Below are 17,995 nucleotides of genomic sequence, written 5' to 3'. Positions count from 1 at the left end.
GGATGCCGATTTTCAGCCTGCGATAGAAGAATCGTTTTCATGCCTGCCAAACGGCGGATTTTGCACATGAAGCTGGGTGTTTTGGGATTTGCATCCAGCCTTCAGCTTGACGACGGCGGATGGCTCTATAACGATGAAATTATCGATTAGGTTATTGTGCCGAAACGATTCCCGGCTACAAGACTTTCTAACCGTTGCTATCGCGGTCACCTGGCGGCTCGCCTGTCTCGAGCCAGAAGAAAGGCGACCCGTCATAAGGACCGACTGATGATTTCGACCCCTGACAATGACAATAATTCGGACGGACCGATGGTCTTCATCATCATTGCCAAGGCCTATGAAGAAACGGGCACCGAAGGGATCGACCTGCATATTCTGCTGAGCGCCCCCGATGACGATTCCGCCGTGCGCGAGGCTTTGAATGCACTGGCCGAGGAAGGCTTTCTGGAAGCCGACCTGGACCAGATCGGCATGGTGACCGAGCCTCCGTCAGACGAGCCGCATGCCTCGGCCTATCAGGGCGCACTCGAAGGCGAAGTGGCAATCATCCGCTTCAACTGAGTGAGCATGAATGACAGGACATGTCATTGAAAAGGTCCTTGTCTATGCAGCCGACCGCGACCGGCTCTTGGTTTTCGTTGAGCCGGATTTTCCGCATATTCTACCGCAGGTGCCTGGTGGTACCATTGAACATGGGGAAAGCCCCAGCGCTGCAGTTTGTCGTGAATTCGAAGAGGAGACGGGCTTTGCCTGTCCCTCGCCTCCCCGCTTTCTGACTTCTGTCTGTTATCGGAATGTTCGAGATGGAGTTTCCATCCACCACAGGCGCCACTTTTTTCACCTGCCTTTGCTTCACACACTCTATCCGCAGAGCTGGATTCACAGCGAAACAACGCCCCACGGCGGTGGTGCTCCAGTGCGGTTTTGCTTCTTCTGGTTAACCCAAGATGAGGCAAGCCAGCGGCTAGGCTATGAGCATGACGCCGCCCTGCCCCTGCTTCTTTAGATCTGTATGGTTCTCATTGAGCCAAGCACCGGATTACGTTTCCCACTGATAAGCCCGAACAAACTCCGACCTTCGCTAGGCAACATCATAAAACGGAAAAGCCGCCCGGATCGCTCCGGGCGGCTTTTTTATTTCGATTGCTGCACCGATTACTCGGCGGCAGGAGCACCCTCGCCTGCCATATCGCGCAGCATCGGGGTTGCGAGATCCGCACCGGTTCCCTTGCGACGTTCCTCGAGAATGAGGTCATCACGCGAGGTGGCGATACGACGGATCTGGGTCATGGTACCACCGGTACCGGCCGGGATCAGACGACCGACGATGACGTTTTCCTTCAGGCCTTGCAGTGTATCGGTCTTGCCGGCAATTGCCGCTTCCGTGAGAACCTTGGTGGTTTCCTGGAAGGACGCAGCCGAGATGAAGGACGGCGTCTGCAGCGAGGCCTTGGTGATACCGAGCAATACCGGATCGCCAAAGGCCGGCTTCTTGCCTTCTTCAACCAGACGTTCGTTGGCTTCGTCCAGCTCGATACGGTCGACATTGTCGCCAACGATATACTGGCTGTCGCCGCTGTCGGTGATTTCGACCTTCTGCAGCATCTGGCGAACAATCACCTCGATGTGCTTGTCGTTGATCACAACGCCCTGCAAGCGATAGACTTCCTGGATTTCGTTGACCAGGTAGCTTGCCAGCGCCTCGACACCCTTGATCGCCAGAATATCGTGCGGAGCCGGATTACCGTCGAGGATATAGTCACCCTTTTCGATATAGTCGCCTTCCTGAAGATGGAAGGGCTTGCCCTTCGGGATCAGGTATTCGACAGGCTCGACACCGTCTTCCGCCGGCTCGATGATAACGCGACGCTTGTTCTTGTAGTCGCGGCCCAACCGGATCGTACCATCGATTTCAGCGATGATGGCGTGATCCTTCGGACGACGGGCTTCGAACAATTCGGCAACACGCGGCAGACCACCGGTGATGTCCTTGGTCTTGGCGCTCTCCATTGGCGAACGAGCAAGAACGTCACCCTGGGAGACGCGCTGGCCGGGTTCAACCGACAGGATTGCATCGACCGACAGCTGGAACCGGGCTTCACCACCACGCGGAACCTTGAGCACATTGCCCTGAGTGTCCTTGATGACAATTGCCGGCTTCAAATCGGCGCCACGTGGCGTCGAACGCCAGTCGATAACCTGACGCTTGGTGATACCAGTGGATTCGTCGGTGGCTTCCAGAACGGAGATACCGTCGACCAGATCCTCAAAATGAACGACACCTTCCACTTCGGTCATCATCGGGCGTGTGTATGGGTCCCACTCAGCCAGACGCTGACCGCGCTTGACCTTGTCGCCATCGTCGACAAACAACTTGGAACCATAGGCAACACGCTGCGAGGAGCGCTCAACACCGCGTTCGTCCAGGATCGTCACCGCGATGCTACGGCCCATGGCGACATAAATGCCGTCAGAGTTGCGCAGCATGTTGCGGTTCTTGATCTGGATAGTCCCCTCATAGGAGGCTTCCAGGAACGATTGGTCAACCACGTTGGCCGTACCGCCCAAGTGGAACGTACGCATGGTCAGCTGGGTACCTGGCTCACCGATGGACTGCGCGGCGATAACACCCACAGCTTCACCCATGTTCACAGGTGTACCACGGGCAAGGTCGCGACCGTAGCAGATCGAGCATACGCCGGTCTGAACTTCGCAGGTCAGAGCCGAACGAATACGGATCGACTGAATACCAGCCTTCTCGATTTCAATGACATCGGCTTCAAGGATCATGCGACCAGCGTCAACGATCCGCTCACCCGTGACCGGATGATCGATATCGTCCAGCGCCGTACGACCGAGAACACGCACACCAATGGAAGCCACAACCTGACCGGCGTCAACAATCGCCGTCATGGTCAGGCCCTTGTCGGTACCGCAATCGACCAGATTAACGATGCAATCTTGCGCTACGTCAACCAGACGACGGGTCAGGTAACCCGAGTTCGCGGTCTTCAAGGCCGTGTCTGCAAGACCCTTACGGGCACCGTGGGTCGAGTTGAAGTACTCGTTAACGGTCAGACCTTCCTTAAAGTTCGAAATGATCGGTGTTTCAATGATTTCGCCCGATGGCTTGGCCATGAGACCACGCATACCACCCAGCTGACGCATCTGGTTCGGAGAACCACGCGCACCGGAGTGAGACATCATGTAAATCGCGTTCATCGGCTTTTGGCGGCCAGTTTCCGGATCGAACTCAACAGCCTTAATGCGGGCCATCATGTCTTCCGCAACCTTTTCAGTCGCCTTACCCCAGGCGTCAACGACCTTGTTGTACTTCTCACCCTGGGTGATCAGACCGTCGTTATACTGCTGTTCGTATTCCTTCACCAAGGATTCGGTGTCGCCAACGATCTTCACCTTGGAGTCAGGAATGACCATGTCATCCTTACCGAAGGAAATGCCAGCCTTACATGCATGGCGGAAGCCAAGCTGCATGATCCGGTCGCAGAAAATCACCGTGTCCTTCTGGCCGCAATGACGGTAGACCGTGTCGATCATCTTGGAGATGTTCTTCTTGGTCATTTCCTGATTGCAGGTGTCAAACGGCACATTGACGTTCTTCGGCAGAAGTTCGCCAATCAGCATACGGCCCGGTGTTGTTTCGAAAATCTTCGAAACAGGCTTGCCGTCCGCATCCACGGTCTTGAAACGACCACGGATCTTGGAGTGCAGCGTCACCACCTTGTTTTCAAGGGCGTGATGCAATTCACCGATGTCGGAGAAGACCATGCCTTCGCCCGGCTCATTCTGGTTCATGATCGACAAATAGTAGAGACCGAGAACCATGTCCTGCGAAGGAACGATGATCGGCGCACCGTTTGCCGGATGCAGAATGTTGTTGGTGGACATCATCAGCACGCGGGCTTCAAGCTGGGCTTCCAGCGAAAGCGGCACGTGAACAGCCATCTGGTCGCCGTCGAAGTCGGCGTTAAAGGCCGTGCAGACGAGCGGATGCAGCTGAATGGCCTTGCCTTCAACCAGAATTGGTTCGAAGGCCTGGATACCCAGACGGTGCAGTGTCGGTGCGCGGTTCAGCAGAACGGGATGTTCGCGGATAACCTCGTCGAGAATATCCCAAACTTCCGGCTTTTCCTTTTCAACCAGCTTCTTGGCCTGCTTGACGGTCGAGGAATAACCCTTGGCGTCGAGACGGGCGTAGATGAAAGGCTTGAACAGTTCGAGTGCCATTTTCTTTGGCAGACCGCACTGGTGCAGCTTCAGTTCTGGACCAGTCACGATAACCGAACGACCAGAATAGTCGACGCGCTTACCGAGAAGGTTCTGACGGAAGCGGCCCTGCTTGCCCTTGAGCATATCGGACAGCGACTTCAACGGACGCTTGTTGGCACCGGTGATGACGCGGCCACGGCGGCCGTTGTCGAACAGCGCGTCTACAGATTCCTGCAACATGCGCTTTTCGTTACGGATGATGATGCCCGGAGCGCGCAGCTCGATCAAACGCTTCAAACGGTTGTTACGGTTGATGACGCGACGATAGAGATCGTTCAGGTCGGAGGTCGCAAAACGGCCACCATCCAGCGGAACCAACGGACGAAGGTCCGGCGGAATCACGGGAACAACCTTCATGATCATCCATTCAGGACGATTGCCCGATTCCATGAAGTTCTCAACGATCTTGAGACGCTTCATCAGCTTCTTCTGCTTCAGGTCCGACGTGGTGTCGGCAAGGTCCTGACGCAATTCGCCAGCGATGCGCTCGAGATTCATCGAGGCCAGCATTTCAAAGATGGCTTCAGCACCAATCATGGCGGTGAACTGGTCTTCACCATATTCGTCCACAGCCATCATATACTCTTCTTCAGAGAGCAATTGATTCTGCTTCAGAGCGGTGAGGCCCGGTTCAGTCACGATGTAGTTTTCGAAGTAGAGAACGCGCTCCACATCCTTCAACGTCATGTCGAGCAGGGTCGAAATGCGCGAAGGCAGCGACTTCAGGAACCAGATATGGGCAACCGGAGCGGCCAGCTCAATATGGCCCATGCGCTCACGGCGAACCCGCGACAGGGTGACTTCCACGCCGCACTTTTCGCAGATGATGCCCTTGTACTTCATGCGCTTGTACTTGCCGCACAGGCACTCGTAATCCTTGATCGGACCAAAGATACGGGCGCAGAACAGACCGTCGCGCTCCGGCTTGAAAGTGCGGTAGTTGATGGTCTCAGGCTTTTTGATTTCGCCATACGACCAGGACAGGATCTTCTCCGGCGAGGCAATCGAAATCCGGATGGAATCGAAATGCTGCGCAGGGACCTGCGGGTTGAAAAGGTTCATGACCTCTTGGTTCATGCCTATCTCCTTGTGGGGCCAGGGGCCCTCAGCTTGGCGACGGATGTGGCCCTTCCCGGGAAGCCACACCGCGCCTTAAAACGACAATAACCGCTGAATGCGGCAAAAGTCCCCACGCCGGTTGATGTTTACAACTGGCGGAGGACGGCGCGCGCATCGAAACGCGCGCGCCCCACTGTCACTGTTATTCCGCAGCGTCCGGCAACGGGTTGACGGTATCGGCCGTCTCGAGTTTAGAATTCTCCAACTCGACCGACAGACCAAGCGACCGCATTTCCTTGACGAGAACGTTGAAGCTCTCTGGAATACCGGCTTCGAACGTGTCGTCGCCCCGCACGATGGCTTCGTAGACTTTAGTACGTCCGGCCACGTCGTCCGACTTCACCGTCAGCATTTCCTGTAGGGTGTAGGCAGCGCCGTAAGCTTCCAGAGCCCATACTTCCATTTCCCCGAAACGCTGACCGCCGAACTGTGCCTTGCCGCCCAAAGGCTGCTGGGTGACGAGCGAGTAAGGGCCGATGGAGCGTGCATGGATCTTGTCGTCAACCAAGTGATTGAGCTTGATCATGTACATGTAACCAACGGTGACCTTACGGTCGAAGGTTTCACCCGTCCGTCCATCATAGAGAACCGACTGGCCCGACGTGTGCAAACCGGCGCGGGTCAACATTTCCGAAACGTCGCTTTCATGCGCACCGTCGAAAACCGGCGTGGCGATGGAAAGTCCACTCTTGGCCTGATCAGCCAATCGCAGGAGCGATTCGTCGTCGAATCTGGCGACTTCGTCATGCGACTCACTGGCGTAGAGATCGACCAGTTCGGTCCTGAGCTCGGTGATGTCGAGATGCTTCTGGTAATCCTCAAGCATCTGTCCAATCTTGCGACCCATGCCGGCGCAAGCCCAGGCAAGGTGGGTTTCAAGAATCTGGCCGACATTCATACGCGACGGCACGCCCAGCGGGTTCAGAACGATATCAACATGCGTACCGTCTTCGAGGAACGGCATGTCCTCGACCGGAACGATGCGCGACACGACGCCCTTGTTGCCGTGACGGCCGGCCATCTTGTCGCCTGGCTGGATCTTGCGCTTCACAGCAACAAAGACCTTGACCATCTTCATGACGCCCGGAGGCATTTCATCGCCGCGCTGGACCTTTTCGACCTTGTCCATGAAGCGCTGCTCAAGGCGCGACTTGGATTCGTCGTACTGACCACGAAGCGCTTCCAGCTCGCTTTGAACCTTCTCGTCTTCAACGGCAAACATCCACCATTGCGAACGGGGATATTCAGAAATGACGGCGTTGTTGAGTTCGACGCCCTTCTTGAAACCCTTCGGACCGGCAATCGAAACCTGACCGCGCAGCGTGTCGAGCAAACGACCATAGACGTTGCGGTCCAGGATTGCCTGTTCGTCATCACGGTCCTTGGCGAGACGTTCGATTTCTTCGCGCTCGATGGCCATGGCGCGTTCGTCCTTTTCAACGCCGTGGCGGTTGAAAACACGAACTTCGACAATGGTCCCGAACGTGCCCGGAGGCATACGCATCGAGGTATCGCGAACGTCAGAGGCCTTTTCACCGAAGATGGCGCGCAGAAGCTTTTCTTCCGGCGTCATCGGGCTCTCGCCCTTCGGAGTGATCTTGCCGACCAGGATATCGCCCGGCTGCACTTCCGCACCGATGTAGACGATACCGGCTTCATCGAGGTTGCGAAGCGCTTCTTCCGAGACGTTCGGAATATCGCGGGTGATTTCTTCCGGCCCAAGCTTGGTATCGCGGGCCATGACTTCAAATTCCTCGATATGGATCGAGGTGAAGACATCTTCCGAAACGATACGCTCCGACATGAGGATCGAGTCCTCATAGTTGTAGCCGTTCCAAGGCATGAACGCGACAAGCGCGTTACGGCCAAGCGCGAGGTCGCCGAGGTCGGTCGACGGACCGTCCGCGATGATATCGCCCTTGTTCAGAATATCGCCGACGGCGACCAGTGGACGCTGGTTGACGCAGGTATTCTGGTTGGAACGCTGGAACTTCTGCAGGCGGTAGATATCAACACCGGACTTGCCGGCATCGAGATCTTCCGTTGCGCGGATAACGATACGCGTCGCATCCACCTGGTCGACCACGCCGCCACGACGGGCGCCGATAGCCGCACCGGAGTCACGCGCCACGATCGGCTCCATGCCAGTGCCGACAAACGGGGCTTCCGCGCGCAGCAGAGGCACAGCCTGACGCTGCATGTTTGAGCCCATCAGCGCGCGGTTGGCGTCGTCGTTTTCCAGGAACGGAATAAGAGCGGCGGCAACAGACACGAGCTGCTTCGGCGAAACGTCCATCAGGTTGATGGTGTCGCGCGGCGACAGCATCACTTCCCCAGCATGACGGCAAACGACGAATTCCTCGACGAATTTGCCTTCAGCGTTCAGCTCGGCATTGGCCTGGGCAACGTAATACTTGGCCTCTTCCATGGCGGAGAGGTAGATCACGTCCTTGGTCACCACGCCGTCGATGATCTTACGATACGGGCTTTCGATGAAGCCGTATTTGTTGACACGGGCGAACGTGGCAAGCGAGTTGATCAGACCAATATTCGGGCCTTCAGGCGTCTCAATCGGGCAGATACGGCCGTAATGGGTCGGATGCACGTCGCGCACTTCAAAGCCGGCGCGCTCGCGGGTCAGACCACCCGGTCCAAGAGCCGAAAGACGGCGCTTGTGGGTGATTTCCGACAGCGGGTTGACCTGGTCCATGAACTGGCTGAGCTGGGACGAGCCGAAAAACTCGCGCACAGCAGCAGCGGCAGGCTTGGCGTTGATCAGATCCTGCGGCATGACAGTATCGATTTCGATCGACGACATGCGTTCCTTGATGGCGCGCTCCATGCGCAGAAGACCCAGGCGATACTGGTTCTCCATCAATTCACCAACGGAACGAACACGGCGGTTGCCAAGGTTGTCGATATCGTCGATTTCGCCCTTGCCGTCGCGCAACTCGACAAGCATCTTGACCACAGCCAGGATGTCTTCCTTGCGCAGAACGCGCACGGTGTCGGCCACTTCGAGATCGAGACGCATGTTCATCTTGACGCGGCCAACAGCCGAAAGGTCATAGCGCTCGCTATCGAAGAACAGCGAGTTGAACATGGCTTCTGCCGAATCCATGGTTGGCGGCTCACCCGGACGCATGACGCGGTAGATGTCGAACAGCGCATCCTGGCGGTTTTCATTCTTATCGGCAGCCAGCGTGTTGCGGATATAGGCGCCGACATTGATATGATCGATGCCCAGAACCGGGATCTCTTCAAAGCCCGCATCAAGAATGATTGGCAGGGTCTTTTCGTCAATTTCGTCACCGGCTTCGAGATAGATCTCCCCGGTTGCGAAATTGACGATATCTTCTGCCAGATAATTTCCGTAGAGGTCCTCGTCAGTCGCCTTCAGCGCTTTCAGACCCTTGTCCTGCAACTGGCGCAGAAGACGCGGGGTGAGCTTCTTGCCGGCTTCGACAACGACTTCGCCGCTATCGGCATCGACCATATCGACGAGCGTCTTGGAGCCCTTCAGCGTTTCCGCCTGGAACGGCACGCGCCAGCCCTTGCCATCCCGCTTGTAGTCGGACTTGGAGTAGAAGGTCGAAAGGATCTCTTCGCCGTCCATACCCAGCGCCATCAGCAGCGAGGTCACGGGGATCTTGCGGCGGCGGTCGATACGAGCGTGGACAATGTCCTTGGCGTCGAATTCAATATCGAGCCAGGAACCGCGGTAAGGAATGACGCGAGCGGCAAACAGCAGCTTGCCGGAGGAATGGCTCTTACCCTTGTCGTGGTCGAAGAACACGCCCGGCGAACGGTGCATCTGCGACACGATAACGCGCTCGGTGCCGTTGACGATAAACGTGCCGTTATTGGTCATCAAAGGCATGTCGCCCATGTAGACCGACTGTTCCTTGATGTCCTTGATCGAGCGGGCGCCCGTATCTTCATCAATATCGAACACGATCAGGCGCAGCGTCACCTTGAGCGGTGCCGCATAGGTCAGGTCGCGCTGGCGGCATTCATCGACGTCGAACTTCGGCGGCTCGAATTCGTAGGACACGAATTCCAACATCGAGGCACCGGAAAAATCGGTGATCGGGAAGACGGACTTGAAAACGGTTTGAAGTCCCTCGTCGGGACGACCACCTTCGGGCTCGTCAACCATGAGGAACTGATCGTAGGATGCCTTCTGAACCTCGATGAGGTTCGGCATTTCTGCGACTTCTGGAATTTTTCCGAAAAACTTGCGTACGCGCCTGCGACCGTTAAAGGAAAGGGTCTGAGCCATCGTCGCTCCTTGTCAGTTTGCACCCGGGCCTGCAACAGACGAACACCGCTGGCCAGGCGGCTCCGTCAATCATGGATCATCAATCTCGTTCCAGTTCAGGCGGAAAGGCCGGTTTGCCTTGAGCGCCTGATCGGAACCATCCTCTTGAGAACCCATTACCCAAAAGCCGTTTTACCGGCTTTTGGGTAATAATTTCCGTCAGGAGAACGGCTCCGGAGAGAGTTTGCACCCTCGCCGGAGCCGAAAGTATGAATTACTTGACGTCAACCTTGGCGCCAGCGTCTTCAAGCTTCTTCTTCAGGTCTGCAGCTTCAGCCTTGGAAACGGCTTCCTTGACAGCCTTCGGAGCGCCTTCAACGAGGTCCTTGGCTTCCTTCAGGCCGAGGCCTGTGATCGCGCGAACTTCCTTGATGACGTTGATCTTGTTTGCGCCGGCATCCGTCAGGATAACGTCGAATTCAGTCTTTTCTTCTTCAACAACGGCGGCAGCACCACCGCCGGCAGCAGCAACAGCCACAGGAGCAGCTGCAGATACGCCCCACTTTTCTTCGAGCAGCTTGGAAAGCTCAGCAGCTTCCAGAACGGTCAAAGAGGAGAGGTCTTCTACGATCTTAGCGAGATCAGCCATTTTACTAGTCCTTTATCAGTGTTCGGTTCGAAACGAACTGGTTTGGGTATGAACAGCGAAAAACCGCCTTACGCGGCTTCGTCCTTCTTGGCATAAGCCGCAAACACGCGAGCAAGCTGAGCTGCCGGTGCTTGAACAACGCCTGCGATGCGAGTAGCCGGGGTCTGAATCATGCCGACCAGCTTTGCACGCAGCTCGTCCAGCGAAGGCAGGGTCGCAAGCGACTTGACTGCATCCACGGAGAGCGTGGTTGTTCCCATGGAACCACCGAGAACAACGAGCTTGTCGTTGGTCTTGGCAAAATCCATGACGACTTTCGGAGCCGTGATCGGGTCGACGCTGTAAGCAATCAGCGTCTGGCCCTTGAAGAGATCTGTCATCCCTTCCGACTCCGTGCCCTGAAGAGCGATCTTGGCCAGACGGTTCTTCGCGACTTTGACGGTGCCGCCAGCAGCGCGCATTTTTGAACGGAAGTCGTTCATCTGCGCAACCGTGACACCAGCATAGTGGGCCACAACAACCGAACCAGAAGCCTTGAAGACTTCGTTCAGTTCTGTGACGAATTCGCGTTTTTCCGCTCTTTCCACTGTCTGTCTCCAGTAGACGGGACCGCAATCCTGCAGGCCCCATCGGGTTTGCCTTTGCCTCAAGGGATCTAAACTCGTCAGATCCCAAGCGACGCTTGAGGATCCTGTCCCCCCGCACTGTCACCCGAAGGCGTCAGGCACAAGGCACACAAGGCTCGAACCGACACTTCCGTAACGCCTTGGCGTCCGTGAAGAATTTCGGGTCTTACCCGTCTCATGCAGGCAGATATTAAGGCCGCAAGGCCGCCCACAATCTCGGACAGGAAATCCGGTTATAAAACCGGACATTCCCGGCCCCGAAGGACCGGGAATTCTTGAATACGGGGTGGAACACCCCGAAAAATTAAGCTGTGACCGACGAAGGGTCGATCTTGACGCCAGGACCCATGGTCGAGGAGATCGCTACGCGCTTGACGTAGTTACCCTTGGCGCCAGCAGGCTTTGCCTTGATGACGGCGTCAGCGAAAGCCTTGATGTTTTCTTCAAGAGCCTTGGCTTCGAACGAGGCCTTGCCGATACCGGCATGGATGATACCAGCCTTTTCAACGCGGAACTCGACAGCGCCGCCCTTGGATGCCTTAACAGCGCCAGCAACGTCCATGGTCACCGTACCAACCTTCGGGTTCGGCATCATGCCACGCGGGCCGAGAACCTTGCCGAGACGGCCGACCAGCGGCATCATGTCAGGCGTTGCGATGCAACGGTCGAAGTCGATCTTGCCACCCTGGACGATTTCGACCAGGTCTTCGGCGCCAACAACTTCAGCGCCAGCTGCACGGGCTTCATCAGCCTTGGCGCCACGCGCGAAGACGGCAACGCGAACGTCGCGACCAGTGCCGTTCGGCAGGTTGACAACGCCACGGACCATCTGGTCGGCGTGACGTGGGTCAACGCCCAGGTTCATGGCGATTTCGATGGTTTCATCGAACTTAGCAACGGCACGTTCCTTGACCATCGAAATGGCGTCGGACAGAGCAACCAGCTTGGTGGGATCAACGCCTTCGCGGATCTTCTGAATACGCTTTGCAAGCTTTGCCATGATCAACCTACCACTTCCAGGCCCATGGAGCGGGCAGAACCCTCAACCATTGCCATAGCGCCGTCAACGTCGGCAGCATTCAGGTCCTTCATCTTGGCTTCAGCGATCGTGCGAACCTGAGCCTTAGTGATAGTACCAGCTTTTCCACCCTTACCCGGAGTCTTAGAACCGGACTGGATCTTAGCTTCCTTCTTCAACCAGTAAGTCACTGGCGGCTGCTTCATGATGAAGGTGAAGGACTTGTCCTGGTAATAGGTAATGACGACCGGGATCGGCATGCCCTTTTCCATTTCCTGCGTAGCGGCATTGAACGCCTTGCAGAATTCCATGATATTTACGCCACGCTGACCAAGCGCAGGACCGATTGGCGGGGACGGGTTAGCCGATCCTGCCTTGACCTGAAGCTTGAGCTGGCCTGCAACTTTCTTAGCCATTTCTCTCTGCCTTTCTATCAGACCGGTTGCCCGGCCCACTCATGCCGGACATGCCGGCGGCTGCGGTTGCGTGGTGCGTATGAACGGTCCGGCTTAAGAGACCGCCGCACTCCCACGCGAAACGGGAGGTTACCCTCCCGCAGCAATCAGACCTTTTCGACCTGACTGTATTCAAGCTCGACCGGTGTAGCGCGGCCGAAGATCGACACTTCGACCTTAAGGCGCGACCGCTCTTCATCGACATCCTGAACAACACCGTTGAAGGATGCAAAAGGACCGTCGGAAACGCGAACCTGCTCGCCGATCTCGAAGGAAAGCGAGGACTTGGGACGCTCGACACCCTCCTGAACCTGACCGAGAATCCGATCAGCCTCATAGTCAGGAATCGGAACCGGCTTATTGTCGGAACCCAGGAAGCCCGTGACCTTCGGGGTATTCTTGATCAGGTGGTAGACCTCATCGGTCAAATTCGCCCGCACCAGCACATAGCCGGGGAAGAATTTGCGCTCACTGTCCACCTTGCGGCCCCGACGAACCTCGACCACCTTTTCGGTCGGAACGAGAATCTTTTCAAAGAGATGTCCAAGACCCTTCTGACGAGCCTTCTCTTCGATCGATTCCGCAACCTTCTTTTCAAAATTCGAATATGCGTGGACGATATACCAACGTGCAGCCATGTTCGTTCCCGTCCTGTTAATTGCCGAGATTCAGGACAAGGCTCAAAACCCAGCCGATAACCTGATCCGCCGCAAAGAAAAACAGCGAGGCAAAAATCACCATGGCCAACACCATCAGCGTCGAGATCACAGTCTCGCGGCGCGACGGCCAAGTGACTTTGGACGTTTCGGAGCGAACCTGCTGCAAAAACGCAAATGGATTAGTCTTCGATGCCATCTAATGCCCACGCATTTACGGCACGTAAAGCTGAAAAGATCAGCCCCACGCACCGCGTGTCTGTTTGAGTGTTACATAAACGCCGATTCTCACTTTAACAAGGGCAAAACCGACATTTAAACAAATTCTACAACGCCAAAACCCACCAGCCGAAAAAATCAATTCCAACACTGTGTGAAAAATGGCAGGGGCAGTAAGGCTCGAACTTACGACCTGCGGTTTTGGAGACCGCCGCTCTACCAACTGAGCTATACCCCTATCTGCACGTCCGAGTGATGCGCCGATGGCGATCCCGTCCGTTGCTTGGCGCTCCGTTTAAGACGGTCGGTGACGATTGGCAAGAGGGTTTTTTGCACATTCAGGACAAAATACCATTTTCCTACCAGTGACGACTATAGCTCGCCCGGAAGGTCGTCGAAGGTGCATCGAGCAGATTGGTCATCGCGGCGGAAAGACCAACATCGCCGAAAACCTTTTTCTCAATACCGACAGACCCCGTCGTCGTCGCATCCAGTTGATCGATACCCGCTTCGCTATAAAGCGACGCCGACCAATCCGGCATGGACAAATCCAGCCGCTGGCTTGCCGACAGCCCCGCCCCATCACCACTGACCCGGCGCACCTCGATAATGCGCGTCGAGCCAAGCGTGAAATCAGGCGTCAGTGTCCAGTTCCAGGCGCGTTCCATCGACAGGCTGGAAGCACCCGTTGCGGGCGTGAAACTGGTATTGAGGTAGGTCGCAGGCCCATTCGTTTTGTCGTTCCCTTCCAGCCGCACCCGCCCCCAAAGCCGTAACGGCAGTGTGGATTGATCCACCTGCCCGCTCTTGGTGGCGATAACAGAGGTATCGACACCTATTTTCGGTTCAAAGGCATTACGCAACTGAACGCCGGTTTGAATGGCAACGCCGCTCGTGCCGTTGCGTGAGACGTTCCAGATCAGCGGTCGGCCAAAGTCGGCAGCCTGGCCAACCCAGGCAAATGGTAGAATCAAAAAAGGCGCAATCGCAACCGCGCACATCAGACGAATCATAGACGCATCTTTATGTGTTCAGGGTGGGCTCGGCCCCAAGCAAAGCGGGACGGTGTAGATAGTTATATCACTATGTTACAGGGCAGCTGTCGCAGCCGCAAATCACGTTTTTGCGTTGCAGCATGACAAGGCTTTGATCAGCTCTTCGCCTTTTTGGCGTTCAATCGCTGTTTTCTGGTTTTCGGCTTCAGCTTTTTGGAGAGCTGATAAAACCATCGCAGGATCTTGGTGACGGAAATCAGCTTATCGATTTCCTTGTTTGACCCTTCAAGGCGGCTGGCCAGCACGTCGGCAGCAGACAGCGCAACCGCCCCCTCGCTCAAGTCCGGAAATCGTTGCAGCAGCGCAGCATAAGCATTTTTCTCGGCTGCCCCTGGCGCGACCAGTTTGCCGGAATGGATGAACAATCGCAGCACGACCTGTTCGAATGTCCAGTCATGCAGATGAAAGACTTTCCACTTCTCACTGCGCCGCGCTGAAAATCCATCCAACAGAATGGTCTTTTCGGGCAGGTGCTCGCTCAGCCACAAGGCCAAGGCAAAACCGCTGGTCGGAATATGATCTTCAGGGTAAAAACTGGAAAAATGGCTGGAGAGATCCAGATGGCCGACCGCAGCCCCCTCGAATTTTGTCGCATCACTGAACAATTCGCCAGGATGGGCCCTGACATTCATCACGCCCAGAAATTCATCGCCCGGAAAATAGCCAAGCACATTCTTGACTTCCTTGCGGTAAACGATGTTGGCGCCGACGGAACCACTGCGCGCCACCAGCAGAGACGGGCGATCGAACGGCTTGTCGAGAATCTTGTAGACCTTATTGAAAAAAACGAACAAGGCGGTTTGCGGCAGTTCGCGCCGCAGCCTGTCCACATTGGCCTCCTCGCTGTTGGCGACGAGGACAATGTGAGTGAAACGGCCGAGCAACGCCTGCCAGTCCGTAAAGGCCTGGATGCTGGCGGTCGTGGGGCGCGCGCTGCCGTTCTGGACTATCATGGTCACAGGCTCTGTGTGACGTGCAGCATGCGTTCGCGGGCAGCAAACCACTCTTCTGCGTAATCGTCATTCTTGTATTGTTCGAAATAAGGGCCGCCATCGGTGAAATGGACGATCTTGGCCGCCGGGTCATGGTCATATTCGTTGACCAGATAATTCCAATGCAGCGGCAGCCCACCGATCAGGTCATCATTTTCAAGCCATTTGAACTGGTGAAGTTGCAGACCGGTGGCGGTATTGACGTAATCCTTGGTCAACGCCGTGCATTTGGCGTTGTTGAACAGCATGACGCTCGACCAGTTCTTCTTTTCGTATTTGGTCTGAGTCTGACCGAGAAACTTGGTTTCCACCTTTGGCTGGTAGTCATGCTTGACGCACATCACGGCGTAGCGGTCGTCGCGCAGCGCCCAGAGTTCGGCCAGATCGGCGCGCGCCAGCATGTCGCAATCCATGAACATGCTCCAGCCCTGGTAATCGCTGAGATAAGGCACGAGAAACCGGGAGAAGGAAAACTCCGTCGATTGCAGTGGATTGCGTTCGCGCGTGAAGATACCGGCCAGATTGTCGAGAACGATGGGTGTGAAGGCGACGGGAATGGACGAATGTTCAAGAATGCTCTGCGCGAGCACATGATAGGCCACGACTTCCTTTGTATCGAAGCCAATGAAAATCTGAAGCTTGTTGTCCAACACCGCAACTCCTGAAATTGTACGTCTGTTTCTTTTAAAGGATAGGGACCGCTGCGGACAAGAGAACCAAGCGCTTAACTGCATTAGCCACCAAGAATTTGCAGTACGGCTTGCCGTTTTGCAGATTTTCTCATGGTCTCCATCGCAATAGCGTCCAATTTGAGGAACGCGGCTCCTTAGAAACGTAATCAGTTCAACCGTAACGTCCTAAACGCAAAAACCCCGCTGTTGCCAGCGGGGTTCCATTTCATCCCCTAAGGGAAGAAATCATTATTCGATGATCGAAGCGACGATGCCGGCGCCGACGGTACGGCCACCTTCGCGGATCGCGAAGCGCAGCTTTTCTTCCATGGCGATCGGAACGATCAGTTCAACCTGAACCGTGACGTTGTCACCAGGCATAACCATTTCCGTGCCTTCCGGCAGGGAAACAATACCGGTAACGTCCGTCGTGCGGAAGTAGAACTGCGGACGGTAGTTGGTGAAGAACGGTGTATGACGGCCGCCTTCTTCCTTCGTCAGGATGTAGGCTTCTGCCATGAACTTCTTGTGCGGCTTAACCGAACCGGGCTTGCACAGGATCTGGCCACGCTCAACGCCATCGCGCTGTACGCCGCGAACCAGGGCACCAATGTTGTCGCCAGCCTGGCCCTGATCGAGCAGCTTGCGGAACATTTCAACGCCGGTAACGGTCGTCTTCGAGGTGGCGCGGATGCCGACGATTTCGACTTCTTCGCCAACCTTGACGATACCACGCTCAACGCGACCCGTCACAACCGTACCACGGCCAGAGATCGAGAACACGTCTTCGATTGGCATCAGGAACGGCTGGTCAATCGGGCGCTCAGGCGTCGGAATGTAGGAGTCAACTGCCGCCATCAGTTCGCGGATCGCGTCTTCGCCGATCTTCTTGTTGCTGTCTTCCAGAGCAGCAAGAGCCGAACCCTTGACAATCGGAATATCGTCGCCCGGGAAGTCGTAGGACGACAGAAGTTCGCGCACTTCCAGTTCGACCAGCTCCAGAAGCTCTTCGTCGTCAACCTGGTCAACCTTGTTCAGGAACACGACGATCGCGGGAACGCCAACCTGGCGCGCCAGAAGAATGTGCTCGCGGGTCTGCGGCATCGGGCCGTCAGCTGCCGAGCAAACCAGGATCGCGCCGTCCATCTGCGCTGCACCGGTGATCATGTTCTTGACGTAGTCGGCGTGGCCGGGGCAGTCAACGTGAGCGTAGTGACGGGCAGGCGTTTCATATTCGACGTGCGCCGTCGAAATGGTGATGCCGCGGGCCTTTTCTTCCGGAGCGGCGTCGATCTGGTCATACGCCTTGTATTCACCGAAATACTTCGTAATTGCTGCCGTCAGCGACGTCTTGCCGTGGTCAACGTGGCCGATCGTGCCGATGTTAACGTGCGGCTTGTTGCGCTCAAACTTACTCTTTGCCATTTGAATGCTTCCTGTGAACGTAAAAGGTTGACGCGGCGAACCGGTTTAGTGCCGCCGTTTAAGGCTTTCGGTCCGATTGCGCAAGCCATAAATGCGCATGGCCCAAAGCGGGTGCTTTGCGAGAGTGTCCAGCAGCGCAATTCCTGCAAATGCGCGTGATAAAGGCACAGATCGCATATGGCGAAACAGCTGAGAGAGACTATTGAAAGCTGGAGCGGGTAGCGGGAATCGAACCCGCGTATTCAGCTTGGAAGGCTGCTGCTCTACCATTGAGCTATACCCGCGGCGGTTTTAGATCCAGGTGTCGAAATGGTGGAGGGAGTTGGATTTGAACCAACGTAGGCTGAGCCAACGGATTTACAGTCCGTCCCCTTTAACCACTCGGGCATCCCTCCAGTATTTCGACCGGATCAAGCAACCAAGCTTACTATCCCGGAGCGTCGAACTTCGCTTTCAAGCTTGGCTCACCGCGTTCCGTGGCGGCTATATGACGGCCCGAAACGGAGATGTCAACACGCCTTAGACGGAAAATTTTCATGTTTTTTCCTCGTTCAGGCAT

At 56.0% G+C, this 17,995-nt stretch carries 14 protein-coding genes and 3 tRNA genes; 2 read left to right on the top strand and 15 right to left on the bottom strand.

Translation table 11 applies throughout. The features are described 5' to 3' along the window. The first annotated feature begins 267 nt into the window (after window positions 1-267). On the top strand, window positions 268-561 hold the full coding sequence (locus AVI_RS07155) for a hypothetical protein (protein ID WP_015915734.1): 294 nt from the start codon (window positions 268-270) through the stop codon (window positions 559-561). Between the two features lie 10 nt (window positions 562-571). Further along, complete coding sequence (locus tag AVI_RS07150; RefSeq protein ID WP_015915733.1) at window positions 572-1,006, top strand: NUDIX hydrolase; 435 nt, start codon at window positions 572-574, stop codon at window positions 1,004-1,006. A gap of 149 nt (window positions 1,007-1,155) precedes the next feature. Here the strand turns inward: AVI_RS07150 and rpoC are convergent, their stop codons facing one another. The 15 genes from rpoC to AVI_RS07075 all read right to left on the bottom strand — a co-directional run bounded on the left by rpoC (window position 1,156) and on the right by AVI_RS07075 (window position 17,831). Further along, on the bottom strand, window positions 1,156-5,367 hold the full coding sequence (rpoC, locus tag AVI_RS07145) for a DNA-directed RNA polymerase subunit beta' (RefSeq protein WP_015915732.1): 4,212 nt from the start codon (window positions 5,365-5,367) through the stop codon (window positions 1,156-1,158). A gap of 184 nt (window positions 5,368-5,551) precedes the next feature. Beyond that, on the bottom strand, window positions 5,552-9,691 hold the full coding sequence (gene rpoB / locus AVI_RS07140; protein ID WP_015915731.1) for a DNA-directed RNA polymerase subunit beta: 4,140 nt from the start codon (window positions 9,689-9,691) through the stop codon (window positions 5,552-5,554). Between the two features lie 253 nt (window positions 9,692-9,944). After that, window positions 9,945-10,319 (bottom strand): 50S ribosomal protein L7/L12, encoded by a 375-nt coding sequence (rplL, locus tag AVI_RS07135; protein WP_015915730.1) that lies wholly within the window; start codon window positions 10,317-10,319, stop codon window positions 9,945-9,947. A 68-nt stretch (window positions 10,320-10,387) separates the two neighbouring features. After that, on the bottom strand, window positions 10,388-10,906 hold the full coding sequence (rplJ, locus tag AVI_RS07130) for a 50S ribosomal protein L10 (protein ID WP_015915729.1): 519 nt from the start codon (window positions 10,904-10,906) through the stop codon (window positions 10,388-10,390). Between the two features lie 343 nt (window positions 10,907-11,249). After that, window positions 11,250-11,945 (bottom strand): 50S ribosomal protein L1, encoded by a 696-nt coding sequence (gene rplA, locus AVI_RS07125; protein WP_015915728.1) that lies wholly within the window; start codon window positions 11,943-11,945, stop codon window positions 11,250-11,252. Between the two features lie 2 nt (window positions 11,946-11,947). After that, a complete protein-coding gene (gene rplK / locus AVI_RS07120) occupies window positions 11,948-12,379 on the bottom strand; it encodes a 50S ribosomal protein L11 (RefSeq protein ID WP_015915727.1) in 432 nt (143 codons plus the stop codon). Between the two features lie 146 nt (window positions 12,380-12,525). Continuing rightward, window positions 12,526-13,056 (bottom strand): transcription termination/antitermination protein NusG, encoded by a 531-nt coding sequence (nusG, locus tag AVI_RS07115; protein ID WP_015915726.1) that lies wholly within the window; start codon window positions 13,054-13,056, stop codon window positions 12,526-12,528. Window positions 13,057-13,072: 16 nt separating this feature from the next. Then, entirely contained in the window at window positions 13,073-13,273 is a 201-nt protein-coding gene (secE, locus tag AVI_RS07110) for a preprotein translocase subunit SecE (protein ID WP_015915725.1), read from the bottom strand. A 182-nt stretch (window positions 13,274-13,455) separates the two neighbouring features. Continuing rightward, window positions 13,456-13,531: transfer RNA gene (locus AVI_RS07105), tRNA-Trp, on the bottom strand. A 121-nt stretch (window positions 13,532-13,652) separates the two neighbouring features. Continuing rightward, window positions 13,653-14,306 (bottom strand): hypothetical protein, encoded by a 654-nt coding sequence (locus AVI_RS07100; protein ID WP_015915724.1) that lies wholly within the window; start codon window positions 14,304-14,306, stop codon window positions 13,653-13,655. A gap of 137 nt (window positions 14,307-14,443) precedes the next feature. Beyond that, entirely contained in the window at window positions 14,444-15,301 is an 858-nt protein-coding gene (locus AVI_RS07095) for a 3-deoxy-manno-octulosonate cytidylyltransferase (RefSeq protein ID WP_139192371.1), read from the bottom strand. A gap of 2 nt (window positions 15,302-15,303) precedes the next feature. Beyond that, window positions 15,304-15,993: a glycosyltransferase family protein gene (locus AVI_RS07090; RefSeq protein ID WP_015915722.1), complete on the bottom strand. Its 690-nt coding sequence runs from the start codon at window positions 15,991-15,993 to the stop codon at window positions 15,304-15,306. Window positions 15,994-16,260: 267 nt separating this feature from the next. Further along, window positions 16,261-17,436: an elongation factor Tu gene (gene tuf / locus AVI_RS07085; protein WP_015915721.1), complete on the bottom strand. Its 1,176-nt coding sequence runs from the start codon at window positions 17,434-17,436 to the stop codon at window positions 16,261-16,263. Window positions 17,437-17,646: 210 nt separating this feature from the next. After that, window positions 17,647-17,720, bottom strand: a tRNA-Gly gene (locus AVI_RS07080). Window positions 17,721-17,746: 26 nt separating this feature from the next. Continuing rightward, window positions 17,747-17,831, bottom strand: a tRNA-Tyr gene (locus AVI_RS07075). Window positions 17,832-17,995 lie beyond the last annotated feature (164 nt).

Source organism: Allorhizobium ampelinum S4, assembly GCF_000016285.1.
GTDB lineage: Bacteria > Pseudomonadota > Alphaproteobacteria > Rhizobiales > Rhizobiaceae > Allorhizobium > Allorhizobium ampelinum.
The sequence above is the reverse complement of the archived record's forward strand: the minus strand, read 5'-3'. Positions and strand labels throughout refer to the sequence as shown.